This window comes from Streptomyces californicus (assembly GCF_000717645.1).
GTDB lineage: Bacteria > Actinomycetota > Actinomycetes > Streptomycetales > Streptomycetaceae > Streptomyces > Streptomyces californicus.
Map to the genome: position 1 here is coordinate 38,053 of NZ_JNZZ01000026.1, position 16,677 is coordinate 54,729.

Annotated in this window: 12 protein-coding genes and 5 tRNA genes; 7 read left to right on the forward strand and 10 right to left on the reverse strand. The window is 72.2% G+C overall.

What is annotated here, in order from left to right:
* Positions 1-22: 22 nt before the first annotated feature.
* The 7 genes from IF19_RS0128530 to IF19_RS0128565 all read right to left on the reverse strand — a co-directional run bounded on the left by IF19_RS0128530 (position 23) and on the right by IF19_RS0128565 (position 6,678).
* The gene (locus tag IF19_RS0128530) at positions 23-1,171 is read right to left on the reverse strand and encodes an epoxide hydrolase family protein (RefSeq protein ID WP_199807294.1); all 1,149 of its coding nucleotides are present in this window, start codon (positions 1,169-1,171) and stop codon (positions 23-25) included.
* A 481-nt stretch (positions 1,172-1,652) separates the two neighbouring features.
* Positions 1,653-1,726: transfer RNA gene (locus tag IF19_RS0128535), tRNA-Lys, on the reverse strand.
* Positions 1,727-1,929: 203 nt separating this feature from the next.
* A complete protein-coding gene (locus IF19_RS0128540) occupies positions 1,930-4,062 on the reverse strand; it encodes a DEAD/DEAH box helicase (RefSeq protein WP_030290154.1) in 2,133 nt (710 codons plus the stop codon).
* A gap of 239 nt (positions 4,063-4,301) precedes the next feature.
* Positions 4,302-4,886: a hypothetical protein gene (locus IF19_RS0128545; protein WP_030117293.1), complete on the reverse strand. Its 585-nt coding sequence runs from the start codon at positions 4,884-4,886 to the stop codon at positions 4,302-4,304.
* A 543-nt stretch (positions 4,887-5,429) separates the two neighbouring features.
* Positions 5,430-5,804 carry a fluoride efflux transporter CrcB gene (crcB, locus tag IF19_RS0128555; protein ID WP_030117291.1) on the reverse strand — a complete coding sequence of 125 codons (375 nt, stop codon included), beginning with the start codon at positions 5,802-5,804 and terminating at the stop codon, positions 5,430-5,432.
* Complete coding sequence (locus tag IF19_RS0128560; protein ID WP_050493984.1) at positions 5,801-6,331, reverse strand: FluC/FEX family fluoride channel; 531 nt, start codon at positions 6,329-6,331, stop codon at positions 5,801-5,803. The genes crcB and IF19_RS0128560 overlap by 4 nt, the downstream gene beginning before the upstream one ends.
* A complete protein-coding gene (locus IF19_RS0128565) occupies positions 6,328-6,678 on the reverse strand; it encodes a metallopeptidase family protein (RefSeq protein WP_030117289.1) in 351 nt (116 codons plus the stop codon). Before IF19_RS0128565 ends, IF19_RS0128560 begins: the two co-directional genes overlap by 4 nt.
* Positions 6,679-6,896: 218 nt before the next feature.
* Here IF19_RS0128565 and IF19_RS0128570 point away from each other — a divergent pair, with 218 nt between their 5' ends.
* From IF19_RS0128570 to IF19_RS0128585, 4 genes are all read left to right on the forward strand, one after another.
* Positions 6,897-8,549, forward strand: coding sequence for a metallophosphoesterase family protein (locus IF19_RS0128570; RefSeq protein ID WP_030117288.1), 1,653 nt, complete (start codon positions 6,897-6,899; stop codon positions 8,547-8,549).
* Positions 8,550-8,629: 80 nt separating this feature from the next.
* Positions 8,630-8,702: transfer RNA gene (locus tag IF19_RS0128575), tRNA-Glu, on the forward strand.
* Between the two features lie 38 nt (positions 8,703-8,740).
* Positions 8,741-8,815: transfer RNA gene (locus IF19_RS0128580), tRNA-Asp, on the forward strand.
* 22 nt (positions 8,816-8,837) lie between these two features.
* Positions 8,838-8,911: transfer RNA gene (locus IF19_RS0128585), tRNA-Phe, on the forward strand.
* Positions 8,912-8,952: 41 nt separating this feature from the next.
* Here IF19_RS0128585 and IF19_RS0128590 read toward each other — a convergent pair.
* The 3 genes from IF19_RS0128590 to IF19_RS1000000137825 are packed head-to-tail and all read right to left on the reverse strand — an operon-like array spanning position 8,953 to position 11,279.
* Positions 8,953-9,831: a cytochrome c biogenesis CcdA family protein gene (locus tag IF19_RS0128590; RefSeq protein ID WP_030117287.1), complete on the reverse strand. Its 879-nt coding sequence runs from the start codon at positions 9,829-9,831 to the stop codon at positions 8,953-8,955.
* Positions 9,828-10,634, reverse strand: coding sequence for a DsbA family protein (locus tag IF19_RS0128595; RefSeq protein ID WP_030117286.1), 807 nt, complete (start codon positions 10,632-10,634; stop codon positions 9,828-9,830). Before IF19_RS0128595 ends, IF19_RS0128590 begins: the two co-directional genes overlap by 4 nt.
* A 60-nt stretch (positions 10,635-10,694) precedes the next feature.
* Positions 10,695-11,279: a hypothetical protein gene (locus tag IF19_RS1000000137825; protein ID WP_030276634.1), complete on the reverse strand. Its 585-nt coding sequence runs from the start codon at positions 11,277-11,279 to the stop codon at positions 10,695-10,697.
* A 132-nt stretch (positions 11,280-11,411) separates the two neighbouring features.
* On the opposite strand from IF19_RS1000000137825, the gene hrpA reads away from it, so the two are divergent.
* From hrpA to IF19_RS1000000138960, 3 genes are all read left to right on the forward strand, one after another.
* Positions 11,412-15,344, forward strand: a complete 3,933-nt coding sequence (gene hrpA, locus IF19_RS0128605; protein WP_030117283.1) for an ATP-dependent RNA helicase HrpA — start codon at positions 11,412-11,414, stop codon at positions 15,342-15,344.
* A 183-nt stretch (positions 15,345-15,527) separates the two neighbouring features.
* A tRNA-Asp gene (locus tag IF19_RS0128610) sits at positions 15,528-15,602 on the forward strand.
* A gap of 151 nt (positions 15,603-15,753) precedes the next feature.
* Positions 15,754-16,302: a DUF6274 family protein gene (locus IF19_RS1000000138960; RefSeq protein ID WP_078580718.1), complete on the forward strand. Its 549-nt coding sequence runs from the start codon at positions 15,754-15,756 to the stop codon at positions 16,300-16,302.
* Positions 16,303-16,677 lie beyond the last annotated feature (375 nt).

The window sequence follows — 16,677 nt, forward strand, 5'->3', positions numbered from 1 at the left end:
ACCCGCTCCAGCCAACGCCCTGTCAGGTGCGGAGGGTGCGGAAGAAGGCGCGGATGTCGTCGACGAACAGGTCGGGAACCTCGAAGGCGGGAAAGTGCCCGCCCTCGGCGTGCTCGCGGAAGAAGGTGGTGTCGTCACGCGGGCCGAGGACCTTGCGGACCAGCGGGTCGCTGGAGAACAGCGAGGAAGCCATGGGCACCCCGGAAGGACTGCCCCAGCCCGGGTCGTCGGCGTGGGCCAGCTCCCAGTAGAAGTCACCCGCCGCCGGGCCGGTCCGGGTGAACCAGTACAGGCTCGCGGTGATCAGCACGTTCTCGCGGCTGATCGGAGTGGCGGGATTGGCCCATTGCACGAACTTCTCGGCGATCCACGCCAACTGCAGGACCGGAGAGTCGGCCAGGCCCGCCGAGAGAGCGTTGGGTGCGGTCATGTGCAGCACCTTGTAGCCCTTCATCTGCGACCAGTTGCGCTGCGCCGCTTCGAGCCCGGCTTGCTCGTCCGGGCTCAGCCCGTCCGGCACGGGCAAGTCCTCGCCGGCCATGCCGAGCTGGAGCCGGTCGCCGTGGGTGTGCGCACCGATGACCCGGTCCGGCATCAGGGTGACCACTCGACCGGTCACGCCGGCCCCGAGGTCGCCCCCTTCGACGCCGAATCGCCCATAGCCCAGGCGGGTCATCAGCTCGCCGAAGGCCAGGGCGGTGCGCTCCAGGTTCCAGCCGCGCGCCGAGAGAGGGCTGGAGAAGGCGAAGCCGGGCAGCGAGGGAATGACTACGTGGAACGCGTCGGCGGAGTCCCCGCCATGAGCGCGCGGATCGGTCAGCGGCCCGCTCGCTTCCAGGAACTCCACGAACGAGGTCGGGTAGCTGTGGTTCAGCAACAGCGGCGTGGCGTCCGGCTCCGGCGAGCGCAGATGCAGGAAGTGGATGGTCTGCCCGTCGATCTCGGTCAGAAACTGCGGATAGGCGTTCAGCCTGGCCTCATGGGCCCGCCAGTCGAATCCGTTCCTCCAGTATTCGGCCAGTTCGTGGAGGTGGTCCGGCGAGATGCCGTGATCCCACTCCGATGCGGCACCGGGTACCGGGTACGGCGATCGGGTGCGTGCCAGGCGGTCCTGTAGATCGTCGAGAGCGGCCTGCGGGATCTGGATCCGGAACGGGCTAATGTCACACATAATGAGGAACATATATGCAGATTTATTGGTGTATCGCCATGAAAGAGTCATACAAGTGATGGCATAACCACCAGGTCCGAAGTCGCGCGGGTCCCTCAGGCAGATCGCGATCAGGGACAACAATCAGCTCGTCTCGCTGTCGAGCTGCATCGCATCAGCGCCCGCCCCGGAGCGCGGGTATTCGATCTGTGCTGACGACCTGCGCGGGATCACATGACTCGGCACTCGGCAAACTGCCATGGTGACTTCGCAGCAGCCACGAAGGCGGAGCGGCCCTCGTGAAGGCGGGCGAGGACGCCCAGTAACAGGGTGCGGGAGACACCCTCCCCGTGTAACTCAGCGGCAAGGCAGTCCCTCCGCAGGAGAACCGGTGACGATCCGCTCACGCACGAACCCCCGAACACCGGAACGCCCCGACCGGCCGAAGCCGGTCGAGGCGCTGAGTAGCAGGTCAGAGGAGGTTTCCTCGCCCTACTGTCGGTAGGCCGTGTGGGACTCGAACCCACAACCAACGGATTAAAAGTCCGCTGCTCTGACCAATTGAGCTAACGGCCCCCGTGACATCACCCCCCGAGCATAGCCCGCCCCGGCCCGGCAGCCGATCCGGTATCGGTCTTGGGGGCGTCGTGCCTGGTCCGGAGGGGTGGTGGGGGTGGGAACGGCAACAGGGCCCGTACGGCACCGAGTCGGTTCGGTGGCGTACGGGCCCTGCCGGTCTGTCGGGCGGACCTGCTCGGCCTCAGCGGGCCGGGCGGGGGTCAGCCGTTGCGCTTCCAGCGCGGCTTGTCGTCACGGCGGCCGAAGGAGCCGGTGTTCGTGCCGGTGTTGGCGCCGCGGTGGTCGTCACGACGGCCGGTGGGGCGGTCGTGGCCGCCGGAGCGGAAGCCGCCCGAGGGACGGTCGTCGCGGCGGTCCCGGTTGAACGGGCGGTCGCTGCCGCCGGAGCGGAAGCCACCGGAGGGACGGTCGTCGCGACGGTCGCGGTTGAACGAGGGGCGGTCGTCACGGCGCTCGAAGGAACGGCCGCCACGGTCGTCACGACGGTCGCTGCCACCGCGGAACGACGGACGGTCGTTGTCACGACGCTCGAAGGAACGGCCACCACGGTCATCGCGACGGTCGCCACCGGAGCGGAAACCACCCGACGAGCGGTCGTTGCCGCCGCGGTAGCCGCCACGGTCACCACCGCGGTTGTCGCGGCGCTCGTAGTTGCCCCGCTCGTCGCGGCGCTGCTCGTCGCGGGCGGCCGGCTGCTCGGGGACGGAGACGGCTGCCACGAGGGCGGCCTCGGCCTCGGCGGCCACCTCGGCCACCGCGGCCTCGGGGTCGTCGCCCCGCTCGCGCGCGGCGCGGGCGACCAGGCGGTCGGCCTCCTCACGCAGCTCGACGGCGCGGCGCTGGACCCGCTCCAGCTGCTTCGTCAGGTCGGCGGCCTCGCGCTCGGCCTGCTTGGCGGCGTTGTTCGCGGAGTCCGCCTGGACCTCGGTGAGCGAACGGGCGCCGGTGATCTCGGCGACCTCCGGCTCGAAGACGCCCGCGCCCTGGACGATGTGGCGCGAGGCGTCGACGCCCGCGTCCTCCATCAGGCGGAAGATCTGGCGGCGCTGGTGCGGGAGCGCCAGCGAGACGACGACACCGGACCTGCCGGCACGGGCGGTACGGCCCGAGCGGTGCAGGTAGTCCTTGTGGTCGCCGGCCGGGTCCACGTTCAGGACCAGGTCGATGCCGTCGACGTGGATGCCTCGGGCGGCCACGTCGGTGGCGACGAGCGCGTTGACGTAACCCTTCTTGAAGTCCTCCAGGACCCGGGTACGGGCGCCCTGCGTCATGCCGCCGTGCAGCGCGTCGGCCTTCACGCCGGACTCGATGAGCTGCTCGGCGATGCGGTCGGCGCCCAGCTGGGTGCGGACGAAGATGATCGTGCGGCCCTTGCGGGCGGCGATGGCGGCCGTGACCGGCGCCTTGTCCTTCGGCTTCACGACGAGGACGTGGTGCGACATGGTCGTGACGTTGCCCTGGGCGCTGTCGACCTCGTGCGTGACCGGGTTGGAGAGGTAGCGCTTGACCAGCGTGCCGATCTCGTTCTCCATGGTGGCGGAGAAGAGCATCCGCTGACCGCCGGCCGGAACCTGGTCCAGCAGCTCGGTGACCTCGGGCAGGAAGCCCAGGTCGGACATCTGGTCGGCCTCGTCGAGGACGGCGACCTGGACGTCCTCCAGGGAGCAGGCGCCGCGGTTGATGATGTCGCGCAGGCGGCCCGGGGTGGCGACGAGGATGTCGACGCCGCGCTCCAGGGCGTAGATCTGGTTGCCCATCGACGTACCGCCGCAGACGACCTTCATCTTGAGGCCGAGCACGTCGCCGTACGGCTGCAGCGCGTCCGCGACCTGCATCGCCAGCTCACGGGTCGGGGTCAGGATGACCGCGCGGGGCTTCTTCTTCTCGGTGCGGCCACCGGCCAGGGCGGCCAGGGTCGGCAGACCGAAGGAGAGGGTCTTGCCGGAGCCCGTACGGCCGCGGCCGAGGATGTCCTTGCCGGCCAGGGCGTCCGGGATGGTCGCCGCCTGGATCGGGAAGGGGGTGGTCACGCCGTTCTGCGCGAGCTTGCGGACGATGCCCTCGGGCAGGCCCAGGTCGCCGAAGGTGACGGTCGGCTCGGCGTCGGCGGCGGGCTCATCGGCCTGCGCGTCGGCGGCCGGCTGCTCGGCGGAGGAGTCGTCGGCCTGCTCGGCGGACGGGGTCGCGGTCGCCTGCTTCTCGGCGGACTGCTTGTCGGCGACGAAGTCCGCGACGGACTTCTCGGCGGCCGGGGCGGTCGCACCGGCGGGGGCCTCGGTCACGGCGGACTCGACCAGCTCGGCGAGCTGGGCGCTGTCGACGTTCTCGGGCATGACGGTGCGGTCAGAACTGGAAATTGACATGCGAAATGCGAAACCTTCCGGAGTCTCGGCACGCGCCCATAACTCCGTGATTCGCAATTTCGACCGCCTCAATGCGGTCCAGCCACGGCAAGGGAGAGTACGCGCCACACGGCGCTCTTCTGTGTCGGCGCCGGGCAATGGGATCAAACGATCTACTACCATACGCACTCTCCCCCGCCCAGCGCAAACCCGGCCCTGGGAGGCGCCGGTCACACCGGCTTGACCTGCGGTGATGCCTCCGGGGTCCGCAGCGGCCGGACGGCCTCCCGGCTGTTCATCCCCTGCGCCCGGAGCTGCGCGCCGGGCGTGGCCGAGGGCTGCGGCTCCGGCGGCACGGTGGGTTCAGGATCGGGCTCCGGGTCCGGGTCCGGCGCGGGCGGCGTCGTGGCCGGCGGCTCCGGAACGGTCGGCGGCGGCTCGCCCGGCCCCGGGGCCGAGGGCGTCGGCGCGGGCCGCGTACCGCCGGTGCCCCGGGTGGGCTTCGGTGCGGCCGCTTCGGGGCGCCGGTCCTTCGGCGTCGCCGAGGGCTCGGCGCCGGAAGCTTCCGGGCGCGGGGTGGCCCCGGGGGCGGCCCGGTCCGATTGCGGGTGGACGCCCCCGGGGCGCCCTCCGGCCCGCCCGGAGTCGGTGACCGTGTCCCCGGCCGGGTCGACGTCGGACCCCTTCGCGCCGGTGGAGCGGGAGGGTCCCGGGGCTCCGGCGTCGTCCTCCCCGACGCTCATGCAGCCGGTGGAGGCGGCGATCGTCAGCGCGGTGACGGCGGCCCAGCGGAGAGGGACGGACAACTGGCGCACGAGGGGCACCTCCGGGGGCGAGGGAGCAGGAGCGGGGCGGGCGTGGAGCGCGACGCCCGGGGCCGACCGGAACGGGCCACCGGCCCGGCGGTCGGACCGGCACCCTGGGCGGGGAGCCGCAGCGGCGACCGGAACGGCCGGAACCGCGACCGGAGGACCGGAGACCGGACCGACCGGAGGACCCGCGACCGGAGGACCGGCGACCGGACCGACGGACCGACCAGAGCCACCGGACCGGAGACCGGAGCCACCGGACCGACCGGAGGCCGGAGCTGACCGGACTCGGCGTCGTACCGTGCCCAACTCCCCGGACCCCGCCGGAGACACGCCCGAAACTGCACCCGCCCGCGCGACGCCCACCCGAGCCACCCCGTACGCCGGGCCCCCGCGCCACCGACACCGCCGAACCCGGCCCCGTACGCCGAAGCCGGCGCCGCACGCCCAGGCCAGCTCCAGGGCCCCGCACGCCCAGGCCCGCGCCGCAGCCCCGTACGCCCGGCCGGCGCCGGGCGATCGCCCGCCTCACGCCGGAGTCGGCACCCCCTACACCCCGAACCCGCCCGCCAGTTCGGCCCCCACGAACACCGCGCCCAGCCCGGCCAGCAGGGAGGCCAGCACATTGGCCGCCGCCAGGAAGGCGCGGCCCGTCTCGGCCAGACGGAGGGTCTCGTACGAGAACGTCGAGTACGTCGTCAGCGCCCCGCACAGGCCCGTCGCCAGCAGGGCGTGCGCCGGGGAGGAGACCGCAGCGCCGGTCAGCACGCCGAGCAGCAGGCTGCCCGCGATGTTCGCCGTGAAGGTGCCCCACGGGAAGACGTACGGGACGCCCGGGCCCTGGGACGCCTGCACCGCACGGTCCGTCAGATAGCGCAGGGGCGCGCCCACCGCACCTCCGATCGCCACCAGCAGCCAGGTCACACCGCCCTCCCCGTTCCCATGTCCCGCACACCCGACCGCGTATCCGAGCGCACATCCGACCGCGCGTCCGAGCCCGCGCCCGAGCCCGCGCCCCGGTCCAGCCAGGCCCGGGTCGCCACCGCCGCCGCCCACACCGCGGCGAGCGCGGCCACCGCCGTCGCCGCCGTGTACGCCATCGCCACCGCGACCTCCTGACGCGCCAGCAGGCCCGAGACGTCCGCCGCGTACGTCGAGAACGTCGTGTAGCCGCCGAGCACGCCGACGCCCAGGAACGGCCGCACCAGCGGGTGCGCGATCCGGCCGCGTTCGACGGTCAGCACCATCAGCACTCCGATGAGGGCGCAGCCGCTCACGTTCACCACGAACACCCTCCACGGGAAGCCGCCCGCGCCGGGCCACAGCACCAGCGCCCCGTACCGGGCGAGCGCCCCGAGCGCGCCGCCGGCCGCGACCGCCGCCAGCACCCGGCCCTGCGGCGCGGACGGCGGTCCCGGTTCCGGCAGTTCCCGCGGTTCCTGCTCGCTCATCCGTACCCCAGGGCGTGCAGCCGCTCGTCGTCGATGCCGAAGTGGTGGGCGATCTCGTGGACCACGGTGATCTCGGTCTCCGCGACGACGTCCTCCCGCGTCTCGCACATCCGCAGCGTCGGGCCCCGGTAGACGGTGATCCGGTCCGGCAGCACCCCCGCGTACCACTCGCCCCGGTCGGTGAGCGGGGTGCCCTCGTAGAGGCCGAGCAGGTCGGGGTCGCCGGGGTCCGGTTCGTCCTCGACGAACACCGCCACGTTGTCCATCAGCCGCGTCAGCTCCGGCGGAATCCGGTCCAGAGCCTGGCTCACCAGCTCTTCGAACTGTTCGCGCGTCATCTCCAGCACCCGGCCATTGTCCCGTACGCGGGCCGGGCACGGGCAGACCGCGACCGCCCGGCATCGCGGCGACCGGGTACGGCCAGACGCAGACCGGGCACGGGCGGACAGCGACCGGGCACGGGCGGACGGCCACCGCCCGGCATCGCGGCGACCGCCCCCGTACGGACGCATGACCGGCGCCCCCGCCCGGCATGACGGAGGCCGTACCCGGGCATACGCGCCCAATGGTCCGCGTCCCCTTCCGTGCCGCAGCCGACCGCGTCCGGCGCCGCCTCGGCCGCATCGCCCGCCCGTCGTCCCGGAGCCGTACCGCCGCCCGCACCCCGGCGGCGGCCCCCGGCGACCTGGCCGCCGCCGGTCGCGGCCCCGGCCGCCACCCCTACCTCCGCGCGCTCGGCATGCTGGCCGTCGTCGTGCTGGGGGCGTGGCTGGGCCTGCTCGCGGTCGGCAGCATCCGTACGCCGGTCGGCCCCATGGACACCACCATGACGCTGCGCCCCTCCCTCACCGGCGGCAGCAAGATCAACGTGTCCCCGCTCGGCGCGCTGGAGCTGGACTCGCACATCGCGCCGCTCCGGCTCGACGTGGACGTGGACCGCCTCGACCCCGAACGCTCCCAGGCCCTGGTCGACCAGCCGGAACGGTTCTCCAACCTCCAGGACGAGGTCACCCGGGACGTCGCCGCCGGCACCCGCGAACTGGCGGTGCGCTCCTGCGTCGCCGTCGTCTCCGGGGCCGCCGCGCTCGGGCTCGTCGTCTACCGCCGGCCCCGCCGCGCCCTCGCCGCCGGCGGACTCGCGCTCACCCTGCTGGCCGCTTCGGGCGTCAGCGCGTACGCCACCTGGAACCCGAAGTCCGTCCTGGAGCCGAAGTTCTCCGGGCTGCTCTCCAGCGCCCCGTCCCTGGTCGGCGACGCCCGCTCCATCGTCACCGAGTTCGACATCTACCAGCGAGAACTGGCCCGCCTGGTCACCAACGTCACCAAGCTGTACGACGCGACCTCCACGCTCCCCGTCTACCAGCCCGACCCCGGCACCATCCGGGTCCTGCACGTCTCCGACATCCACCTGAACCCGGCCGCGTGGCACATCATCGCCTCGCTCGTCGAGCAGTACGAGATCGACGTCATCGTCGACTCCGGCGACACCATGGACCACGGGTCCGCCGCGGAGAACGGCTTCCTCGACCCGATCCGCGACCTCGGCGCCCCCTATGTCTGGGTGCGCGGCAACCACGACTCCCGCGGCACGCAGGAGTACCTGGAGAAGTTCAGGAACGTACGCGTCCTGGACGACGGCGCGGCCGTGAACGTCGGCGGCCTGCGGATCGCGGGCACCGGCGACGCCTCCTTCACCCCGGACCGGACCGGCCCCGGCAGCAACAAGGAGGCCGCCCGGCTGGAGGGCATGCGGCTGGCCACCGCGCTGCGCGACCAGGAGCGCGCGGGCACCCCGGCCGACATCGCCGTCGCCCACGACCCGAACACCGCCCGGGAGACCGACGGCACGGTCCCGCTGGTGCTGTCCGGCCACTACCACCGCCGGATCAACGAGCAGCTGAAGCTCGGCACCCGGCTGAAGGTCGAGGGGTCGACGGGCGGCGGCGGACTGCGCGCCGTGCAGAACGAGAAGCCCGAGAAGGTGCACGCGTCGGTGCTCTACATGGACCGCTCGACCCGCCGCCTCCAGGCGTGGGACGAGATCACCCTGGGCGGCCTCGGCCTGACGACCGCCGAGGTCAGCCGCCATCTCCCGGAGGAGAACCTGAAGAAGGACGCCCCCGGATCCCCCACCCCGTCCCCGTACTCCCCCTCCTCGTCGGCCTCCCCGGCCCCCTCCCCCGGCCGCTCCTCGGGGCGCCCCACCCCCGCGCCGTAAACCGTTTTGGCGATAGCTCCACCCATCCCATATGCTTCTCACGTCCCCGACGCGCTGCAAAGCGAACCGGCGGGCCAATAGCCCTCATCGTCTAGTGGCCCAGGACGCCGCCCTTTCAAGGCGGTAGCACGGGTTCGAATCCCGTTGGGGGCACGTTTCACCGTGTGCGAGACTTGTCTCGCACATTGCTTGGTCCTGTGGAGCAGTTTGGAGTGCTCGCCACCCTGTCAAGGTGGAGGCCGCGGGTTCAAATCCCGTCAGGACCGCTTGCAGCCCCAGCGGCTGCGTGGCTGGGTAGCTCAGTTGGTACGAGCGATCGCCTGAAAAGCGATAGGTCGCCGGTTCGATCCCGGCCCCAGCCACCTCCCGAAGGCCCCGTCCACCGGACGGGGCCTTCGCCGTGTCACACCTTCTCGGTCTCCCCTTCCGGCGCGCCGGTCTCCTCGTCCGCCGGGACGGACGTGCCGCGCCGCCGCCGGGCGCGTACGCCCAGGACCAGGAGCGCGAGCAGTGCCGCGCCGGCCAGGGCCGCCAGGTCCGGTACGCGTTCGCCGAGCCGTTGCGCCCACTGCTCGACCGCGAACGAGTCGTCGACCCCGAGCAGGCCGGGCAGCGCGGTCGTCCCGTCGTACACGAGGAACAGTGCGCCGAGCCCGATGAAGAACAGGCCCGACAGCAGCGACGTGGTGTGCAGCTCGAACCGGCCGAGGCGGACGGTCCGGCCGCGCAGCCAGGTCCGGCGCCCGAGGTCGAAACGCTCCCAGAGCAGGGCGAGGACGAAGAGCGGGACCGCCATGCCGAGCGCGTACACCGCCAGCAGCAGCCCGCCGTAGACCGGGCTGCCGCTGACCGCCGCCACGGTCAGGACGCTGCCGAGGATCGGGCCCGCGCAGAAGCCGGCCAGGCCGTAGACCGCCCCGAGCGCGTAGACGGAGAACGCCGTGGTCGGGCGGATCCGGCCGCTGAGCTCGGCCATCCGACGCGAGGCGAAGCCGAGGCCGACGATCTGTGCCGCGCCCAGCGCGATGATCAGCCAGCCCGCGCCCGTGACGAGGACGTCGCGGTGGCCGTAGAACAGCTTCCCGGCGTACGAACCGGCCGCGCCGAGCGGGACGAGGGTGGTGGCGAGCCCGGCGTAGAAGATGCCGGTACGGGCCAGCAGCCGGGAGGCGGAGTCGACGGAGTACGCGAAGAACGCCGGCAGCAGCAGCGCGCTGCACGGGCTGACCAGGGCGAGCAGCCCGCCGAGGAAGGCCGCGAAGTAGCCGATGTCCGCCGTCACTTCGCGGGCTCCCCGGCCTTGCCCGCCGCGCCCGTCCGCTGCGCCTGCTCGGCGGCGGCCTCGATGGCCCGGGTGAACGTCTCGTCCGGCTGGGCGCCCGCGATCGGGCGGCCGTTGATCAGGAACGACGGGGTGGACGTGGCGCCGATCCCGTACCCCTGCTCCTGGTCCTTCTTGACCGCCGCGCGGGCCGCGTCGCCGTCGAGGTCCTTCATGAAGCGGTCCAGGTCCTTCACCCCGGCCTCCTCGGCGAGCGCCTTGACCCGGCCCTTGCCGAAGCCCTTCTCCTTCGCGCCCTCGGCGTAGGCGGCGGCGTGGAACTCCCAGAAGCGGTCCTGCTGCCCGGCGGCCCAGGCGGCGCGTGCGGCGTTCTCGGACTCCTCGCCGAAGATCGGGAAGTTGCGCCACTCGATGCGGAGCGTGCCGTCCTTCACGTACTTCTCGATCAGCTCCGGCTCGGTGTCCCGGGCGAACTTGCCGCAGTAGCCGCACTTGAAGTCGGCGTACTCGATCAGGACGACCGGGGCGTCCGCGGGGCCGATGGCCAGCTTGTCGTCCGCGTCCCGGCGGGCGAGCTTCGCCAGCTCCGGGTAGACGCCCTCGTTCGGGTCGGCGGAGACCTCGGCTGCGGGGCCGGTGGCGGATGTGTCCTTCGAGGAGTCGTCGGGGCGGGTGGCCTGGTACGAGGCAAAGCCGAGCAGCCCGGCGGCCACGACGACCACCGCGCCGTAGACGAGGGGCTTCTTCGAGCCGGACTTCGCGGACGCGGGCTTCTTCGGTGCGGGCTTCTTGGGCGTGGACATGCGGGACTCCGTGCTGGTGCGGGCGGGAGGGGATGGGTGGGGCGGGCGGCGCGGGCCCGCCTACACCCGCAGCACGGAGAGTTCGACGGGCGTCGGGGTGTACGGGGCCGGGGCGCGGCCCCGTATCTGCGCAGGCGGCGCGGCCGAGGGCGCCCCGGCCTCGGGCAGCCCCCACGGAGCGAGGCCCGCCGCCAGGTCGTGACCGGCCCGGGCACGGGAGGGCAGTGCGGGCTCCCCGTCGTGATCGCGGAACTTCCCACAGCCGGGGACACGGGTGCCGGCGTCGGCCGCGTCGGCGGAGGCTACCGGGGCGGCGGAGGCAGGGGGCGCGTAAGCGGAGGCCGGGGGCACGTCGGCGGAGGCAAGAGGCGCGGAGGCCGGGGCCGCCTCGGCGGAAACCGGGGCGGCGCCGACCACGGCGGCCGTGGCGACCGTCGAGGCCGTACCGGCCGCCTCAGCCTCCGCGACCGCTTCGGCGGCCGTGGCCGCGCCGGCCTCCACCGCCGCCGAAGCCGTGCCGGCCGTGCCGACCCGGCCCGCCGCCCCGCTCCCCGCCCCGCTCGCCGCGAAGGCCACCGGTCCGCACAGCAGTCCCAGCACCACCGCGAGCAGCGCCGTCAGGCTCCACCACTGCGTACGGGACACGGGACCGGGCCTTTCTCGCGCGGGTGGCGGTGGCGGGGTGTTCGACTGCCCGAAATGGTACGTGCCGCGTGACGCAGCCCGCGCGAAATGAGGTCGCCACCGGAGCGGCCCGGGTGAGATCCTGGGATCCGTATGTCTACTTCCTTCGCCGATCTCCAGTCCCAGCTCGGTCAGCTCTCGCTCCGCGACGCGAACCGGCTCGGCCGGCGCCTCGAAGGAGCGCGCCGCATCCGCAAGCCCGAGGCCCGCCAGTCCGTGCTGGACGAGATCGCGGCCGAGGCGGGCAAGGCGGCCGACCGGCTCGCGGCGCGCGCGGCCCGGCTGCCGGCCCTGTCGTACCCGGAAGAGCTGCCGGTCAGCCAGAAGAAGGACGAGATCCTGGAGGCGATACGCGACCACCAGGTCGTCATCGTCGCCGGTGAGACCGGGTCCGGGAAGACCACTCAGCTGCCCAAGATCTGCATGGAGCTGGGGCGCGGCGTCCGGGGCATGATCGGGCACACCCAGCCCCGCCGCATCGCCGCCCGCACGGTCGCGGAACGCGTCGCGGACGAGCTGAAGACCCCGCTCGGCGAGACCGTCGGCTGGAAGGTCCGCTTCACCGACCAGGTGAACCCGGAGTCGACGTACCTGAAGCTGATGACGGACGGCATCCTGCTCGCGGAGATCCAGACGGACCGCGATCTGCTGGCGTACGACACGATCATCATCGACGAGGCCCACGAGCGGTCCCTCAACATCGACTTCCTGCTCGGCTACCTGGCCCGGCTGCTGCCCCGCCGCCCCGATCTGAAGGTCGTCGTCACCTCCGCGACCATCGACCCGGAACGGTTCGCACGCCACTTCGGGGACGCGCCGATCGTGGAGGTCAGCGGGCGGACGTACCCCGTCGAGGTGCGGTACCGCCCCCTCCTCGAAGAGGACAGCGAGGACTCCGACCGCGACCAGATCACCGCGATCTGCGACGCCGTCGACGAGCTGGGCCACGAGGCCCCCGGCGACATCCTGGTCTTCCTCTCCGGTGAGCGGGAGATCCGGGACACGGCGGACGCGCTGAACAAGCGGAACCTCAGACACACCGAGGTGCTCCCCCTCTACGCCCGTCTCTCGCACGCCGAGCAGCACCGCGTGTTCCAGCGCCACACGGGCCGCCGCATCGTCCTGGCGACCAACGTCGCCGAGACCTCGCTGACCGTCCCCGGCATCAAGTACGTGATCGACCCGGGCACCGCCCGCATCTCCCGCTACAGCCACCGCACCAAGGTCCAGCGGCTGCCCATCGAGCGGATCTCCCAGGCCAGCGCCAACCAGCGCAAGGGCCGTTGCGGCCGTACGTCGGACGGCATCTGCATCCGGCTGTACGCGGAGGACGACTTCGTCACCCGGCCGGAGTTCACCGACGCCGAGATCCTGCGGACCAACCTGGCCTCCGTCATCCTCCAGATGACCGCCGCCGGGCTCGGCGAGATCGAGAAGTTCCCGTTCATCGACCCGCCGGACCACCGCAACATCCGCGACGGCGTGCAGCTCCTCCAGGAGCTGGGTGCGCTCGACCCGGTGGAGAAGGATCCGAAGAAGCGGCTCACCCCGCTCGGCCGCAAGCTCTCCCAGCTGCCCGTGGACCCGCGCCTGGCCCGCATGGTCATCGAGGCCGACAAGAACGGCTGCGCCCGCGAGGTCATGGTCATCGCCGCGGCGCTCTCCATCCAGGACCCGCGCGAGCGGCCCGCGGAGAAGCAGACGCAGGCCGACCAGCAGCACGCCCGGTTCAAGGACGAGACGTCCGACTTCCTGGCGTACCTGAACCTCTGGGCGTATGTCCGCGAGCAGCAGAAGGAGCGCGGCTCGTCCTCGTTCCGCCGGATGTGCAAGCAGGAGTACCTGAACTTCCTGCGCATCCGCGAATGGCAGGACATCTACGCGCAGCTGCGCACGGTGGCCAAGCAGATGGGCATCGCCGTCGAGGAGCCCAAGGCGGAGGCGTCCGTCCCCGAGCAGGCGGTGCACACCTCCCTGCTGGCCGGTCTGCTGTCGCACATCGGGCTCAAGGACACCGAGAAGAACGAGTACCTGGGCGCGCGCAGTGCCAAGTTCGCGATCTTCCCCGGCTCGGCGCTGTTCAAGAAGCAGCCCCGGTTCGTGATGTCGGCGGAGCTGGTGGAGACCTCCCGGCTGTGGGCGCGGGTCAACGCCAAGGTCGAGCCCGAGTGGATCGAGCCGCTGGCCCAGCACCTGGTGAAGCGCACCTACAGCGAGCCGCACTGGGAGAAGGACCAGGCGGCGGTGATGGCGTACGAGCGGGTGACCCTCTACGGCGTACCGATCATCGCCCAGCGCAAGGTCAATTTCGGCCGGATCGACCAGGAGGCGTCGCGGGACCTGTTCATCCGCAACGCCCTGGTCGAGGGCGACTGGCGCACCCACCACCAGTTCTTCCATGACAATCGCAAACTCCTCGGCGAGGTCGAGGAGTTGGAGCACCGGGCCCGCCGCCGCGACATCCTCGTGGACGACGAGACGCTCTTCGACTTCTACGACCGGCGCATCCCGGAGCACATCGTCTCCGGGGCGCACTTCGACTCCTGGTGGAAGAACAAGAAGCGCGAGGAGCCGGACGCGCTCGACTTCGAGCGCTCCATGCTGATCAACGAGAAGGCCGGGGCCGTCACCAAGGACGACTACCCGGACTCCTGGCGGCAGGGGAAGCTCAAGTTCAAGGTGACGTACCAGTTCGAGCCCGGCGCGGACGCGGACGGCGTGACCGTCCACGTACCGCTCCACGTGCTCAACCAGGTCACCGCCGAGGGCTTCGACTGGCAGATCCCGGGGCTGCGCGAGGAGGTCGTCACCGAGCTGATCCGCTCGCTGCCGAAGCCGATCCGCCGCCACTACGTCCCCGCGCCGAACTACGCGGAGAAGTTCCTGGACCGGGCCGTTCCGCTCCAGGAGCCGCTGCCGGTCACCCTCGCCCGGGAGCTCCAGCGGATGGTGGGCGTCCCGGTCACGGCCGACGACTTCGACCTGTCCCGGGTCCCGGACCACCTCAAGATCACGTTCCGGATCGTCGACGAGCGGCGCCGCAAGGTGGCGGAGGACAAGGACCTGGAGGCGCTCCGGCTGAAGCTGCGCCCGAAGGCCCGCCAGGCGCTCTCCAAGGCCGCCGCCGCGACCGCGGGCCCCTCGGGCGAGTCCATCGAGCGTTCGGGCCTCACGGACTGGACGATCGGCACGCTGACCAAGGTCTTCGAGACCCGTCGCGCCGGGCAGCCGGTGAAGGCGTACCCGGCCCTCGTCGACCAGGGCGACACCGTGGCCGTGCGCCTCTTCGACACCGAGGCCGAGCAGCAGCAGGCGATGTGGCGCGGCACGCGACGGCTGATCATGCTGAACATCCCGGTGAATCCGGCGAAGTTCGCCTCGGACCGGCTGAGCAACCAGCAGAAGCTGGCCCTGTCCCGCAATCCGCACGGTTCGGTGCAGGCCCTCTTCGAGGACTGCGCCACCGCGGCCGCCGACCGGCTGATCGCCGCGCACGGTGGGCCCGCGTGGGACGAGAAGGCGTTCCGGACGCTGTACGACAAGGTGCGCGCGGACCTGGTGGACCTGACCGTCCGCACGATCGACCAGGTGCAGCAGGTCCTGGCCGCGTGGCAGGCGTGCGAGCGCCGGCTGAAGGCGACCAACAGCCTGACGCTGGTGGTCAACGTCGCCGACGTCCGCGACCAGTTGGCCCGTCTCGTGCCGTCCGGCTTCGTCACGGCCACCGGGCTGCGCCGGCTGCCGGACCTGATGCGCTACCTGGTGGCGGCGGACCGGCGGCTCCAGCAGATGCCGACGGCCGTGCAGCGGGACACCACGCGGATGGAGAAGGTCCACGAGATGCAGGACGAGTACGCGTGGCTGCTCGAACAGTTCCCGCAGGGGCGGCCGGTGCCGCAGGAGGTGCGGGACGTCCGTTGGATGATCGAGGAGCTGCGCGTCAGCTACTTCGCCCATGCGCTGGGCACGGCGTTCCCCGTCTCGGACAAGCGGATCGTGAAGGCGATCGACGCCCTGGCGCCCTGACGGGGACGCGCCCGAGCCCGGCCGGTGAGGGCCCCGGCGCCCCGCCGGGGCCGCGCGGAGGGCGCGACGGACCGGGGTGCGGGCCGGTGACGGAGTCACCACCAGGAGTGAAGTCGACCTGGACCTCTTCCCTCCTGTACAGTCTGGTTTCGCAGCAAGCCGCAAGGCAAGCAGCGAAAACCTGGTCCTGTGGAGCAGTTTGGAGTGCTCGCCACCCTGTCAAGGTGGAGGCCGCGGGTTCAAATCCCGTCAGGACCGCAGTAGAGAAAGCCCGGATCGTTTCGATCCGGGCTTTCTCGCGTCTTGACGAGCCCACCGGCCCCGGGTACCCCGGAGAGCAGAGGCCGTCCCTGCACCCTCGGCGCTGCTCACGGCGGGGGACGGCCGGGCCCACCGGGAGGTGGCTCGGATGTCCGCGTCCACGGCACGACACGAGATACGCGCGCTGCTGCGCGCCCATCTGGCGGCCGCTTCCGCCTACCGCCACCTCACCCGGTACTGCGTGGTCTGCCACCGCCTCCTGCGGCTCGCCATGGAGCCCGGTGGCGACGGGGCGGCCGGGCCGACCGCCGGCCGCTCGACGCCATTGGGCAACCCCCCGACGCCCCCTGCCGACCCCTCGACGCCACCGGCCAAACCCTCGGCCCCTTCCGCCCGGTCTTCGACGCCCTCCGTCGGCCGCTCGGCGCCCGCCGCCGGCTCCCCGAAGCCCCCCGCCCGGCGCTCAGCGCCCGCTGCCCGACCCTCGGTGCTCTCCGTCGACCTCTCGGCGCCCGCTCCCCGGTCTTCCGCAGCCTCCGGAGCCGCTTCGGAAGCCCGCCGCCGCCTTGACGGAGGCGTCGGCTCACCCGGTGAAGCCGAGGACGAGGCCCGCGCGCCGGGCCCGAAACGGACCGGACGCCCTGGGAAGCGGAGCGCGGAGGAGCGGACCGGGGCCGAAAGACCCTCCCCGACATGACCATCGGCCGGATGCTTCCCCGTCCACGCAGTGGCACGCTGGGAGTTGGCAAGCGTCGGGCGGTGTGACGGTAGTCACCGAAAGAGTTTTCAGACTGGGGGACTTTACTCGCCCCCTACAACTGTTGAATTTAATATGTGCAATTGCACGGGTGCGATCACCGGGTGGCGGCCCCCCGGAGACCGTTCCGTCCGGGGCTGTCCCACCGCGTCCCCACCCCCTCCGGGACGCTCACCCACACTCCCGCACAGACCCGCTCACAGCCCCACGAAGGCCCCGGCCCCCCGGCACGCCTCCCCGTCGGCCGACAGAGCACCCGAGGGCCCCTGGAGCCCCGGAAGCCGACCGACCGCCCGGTTCTGTACGGCCGGCCCG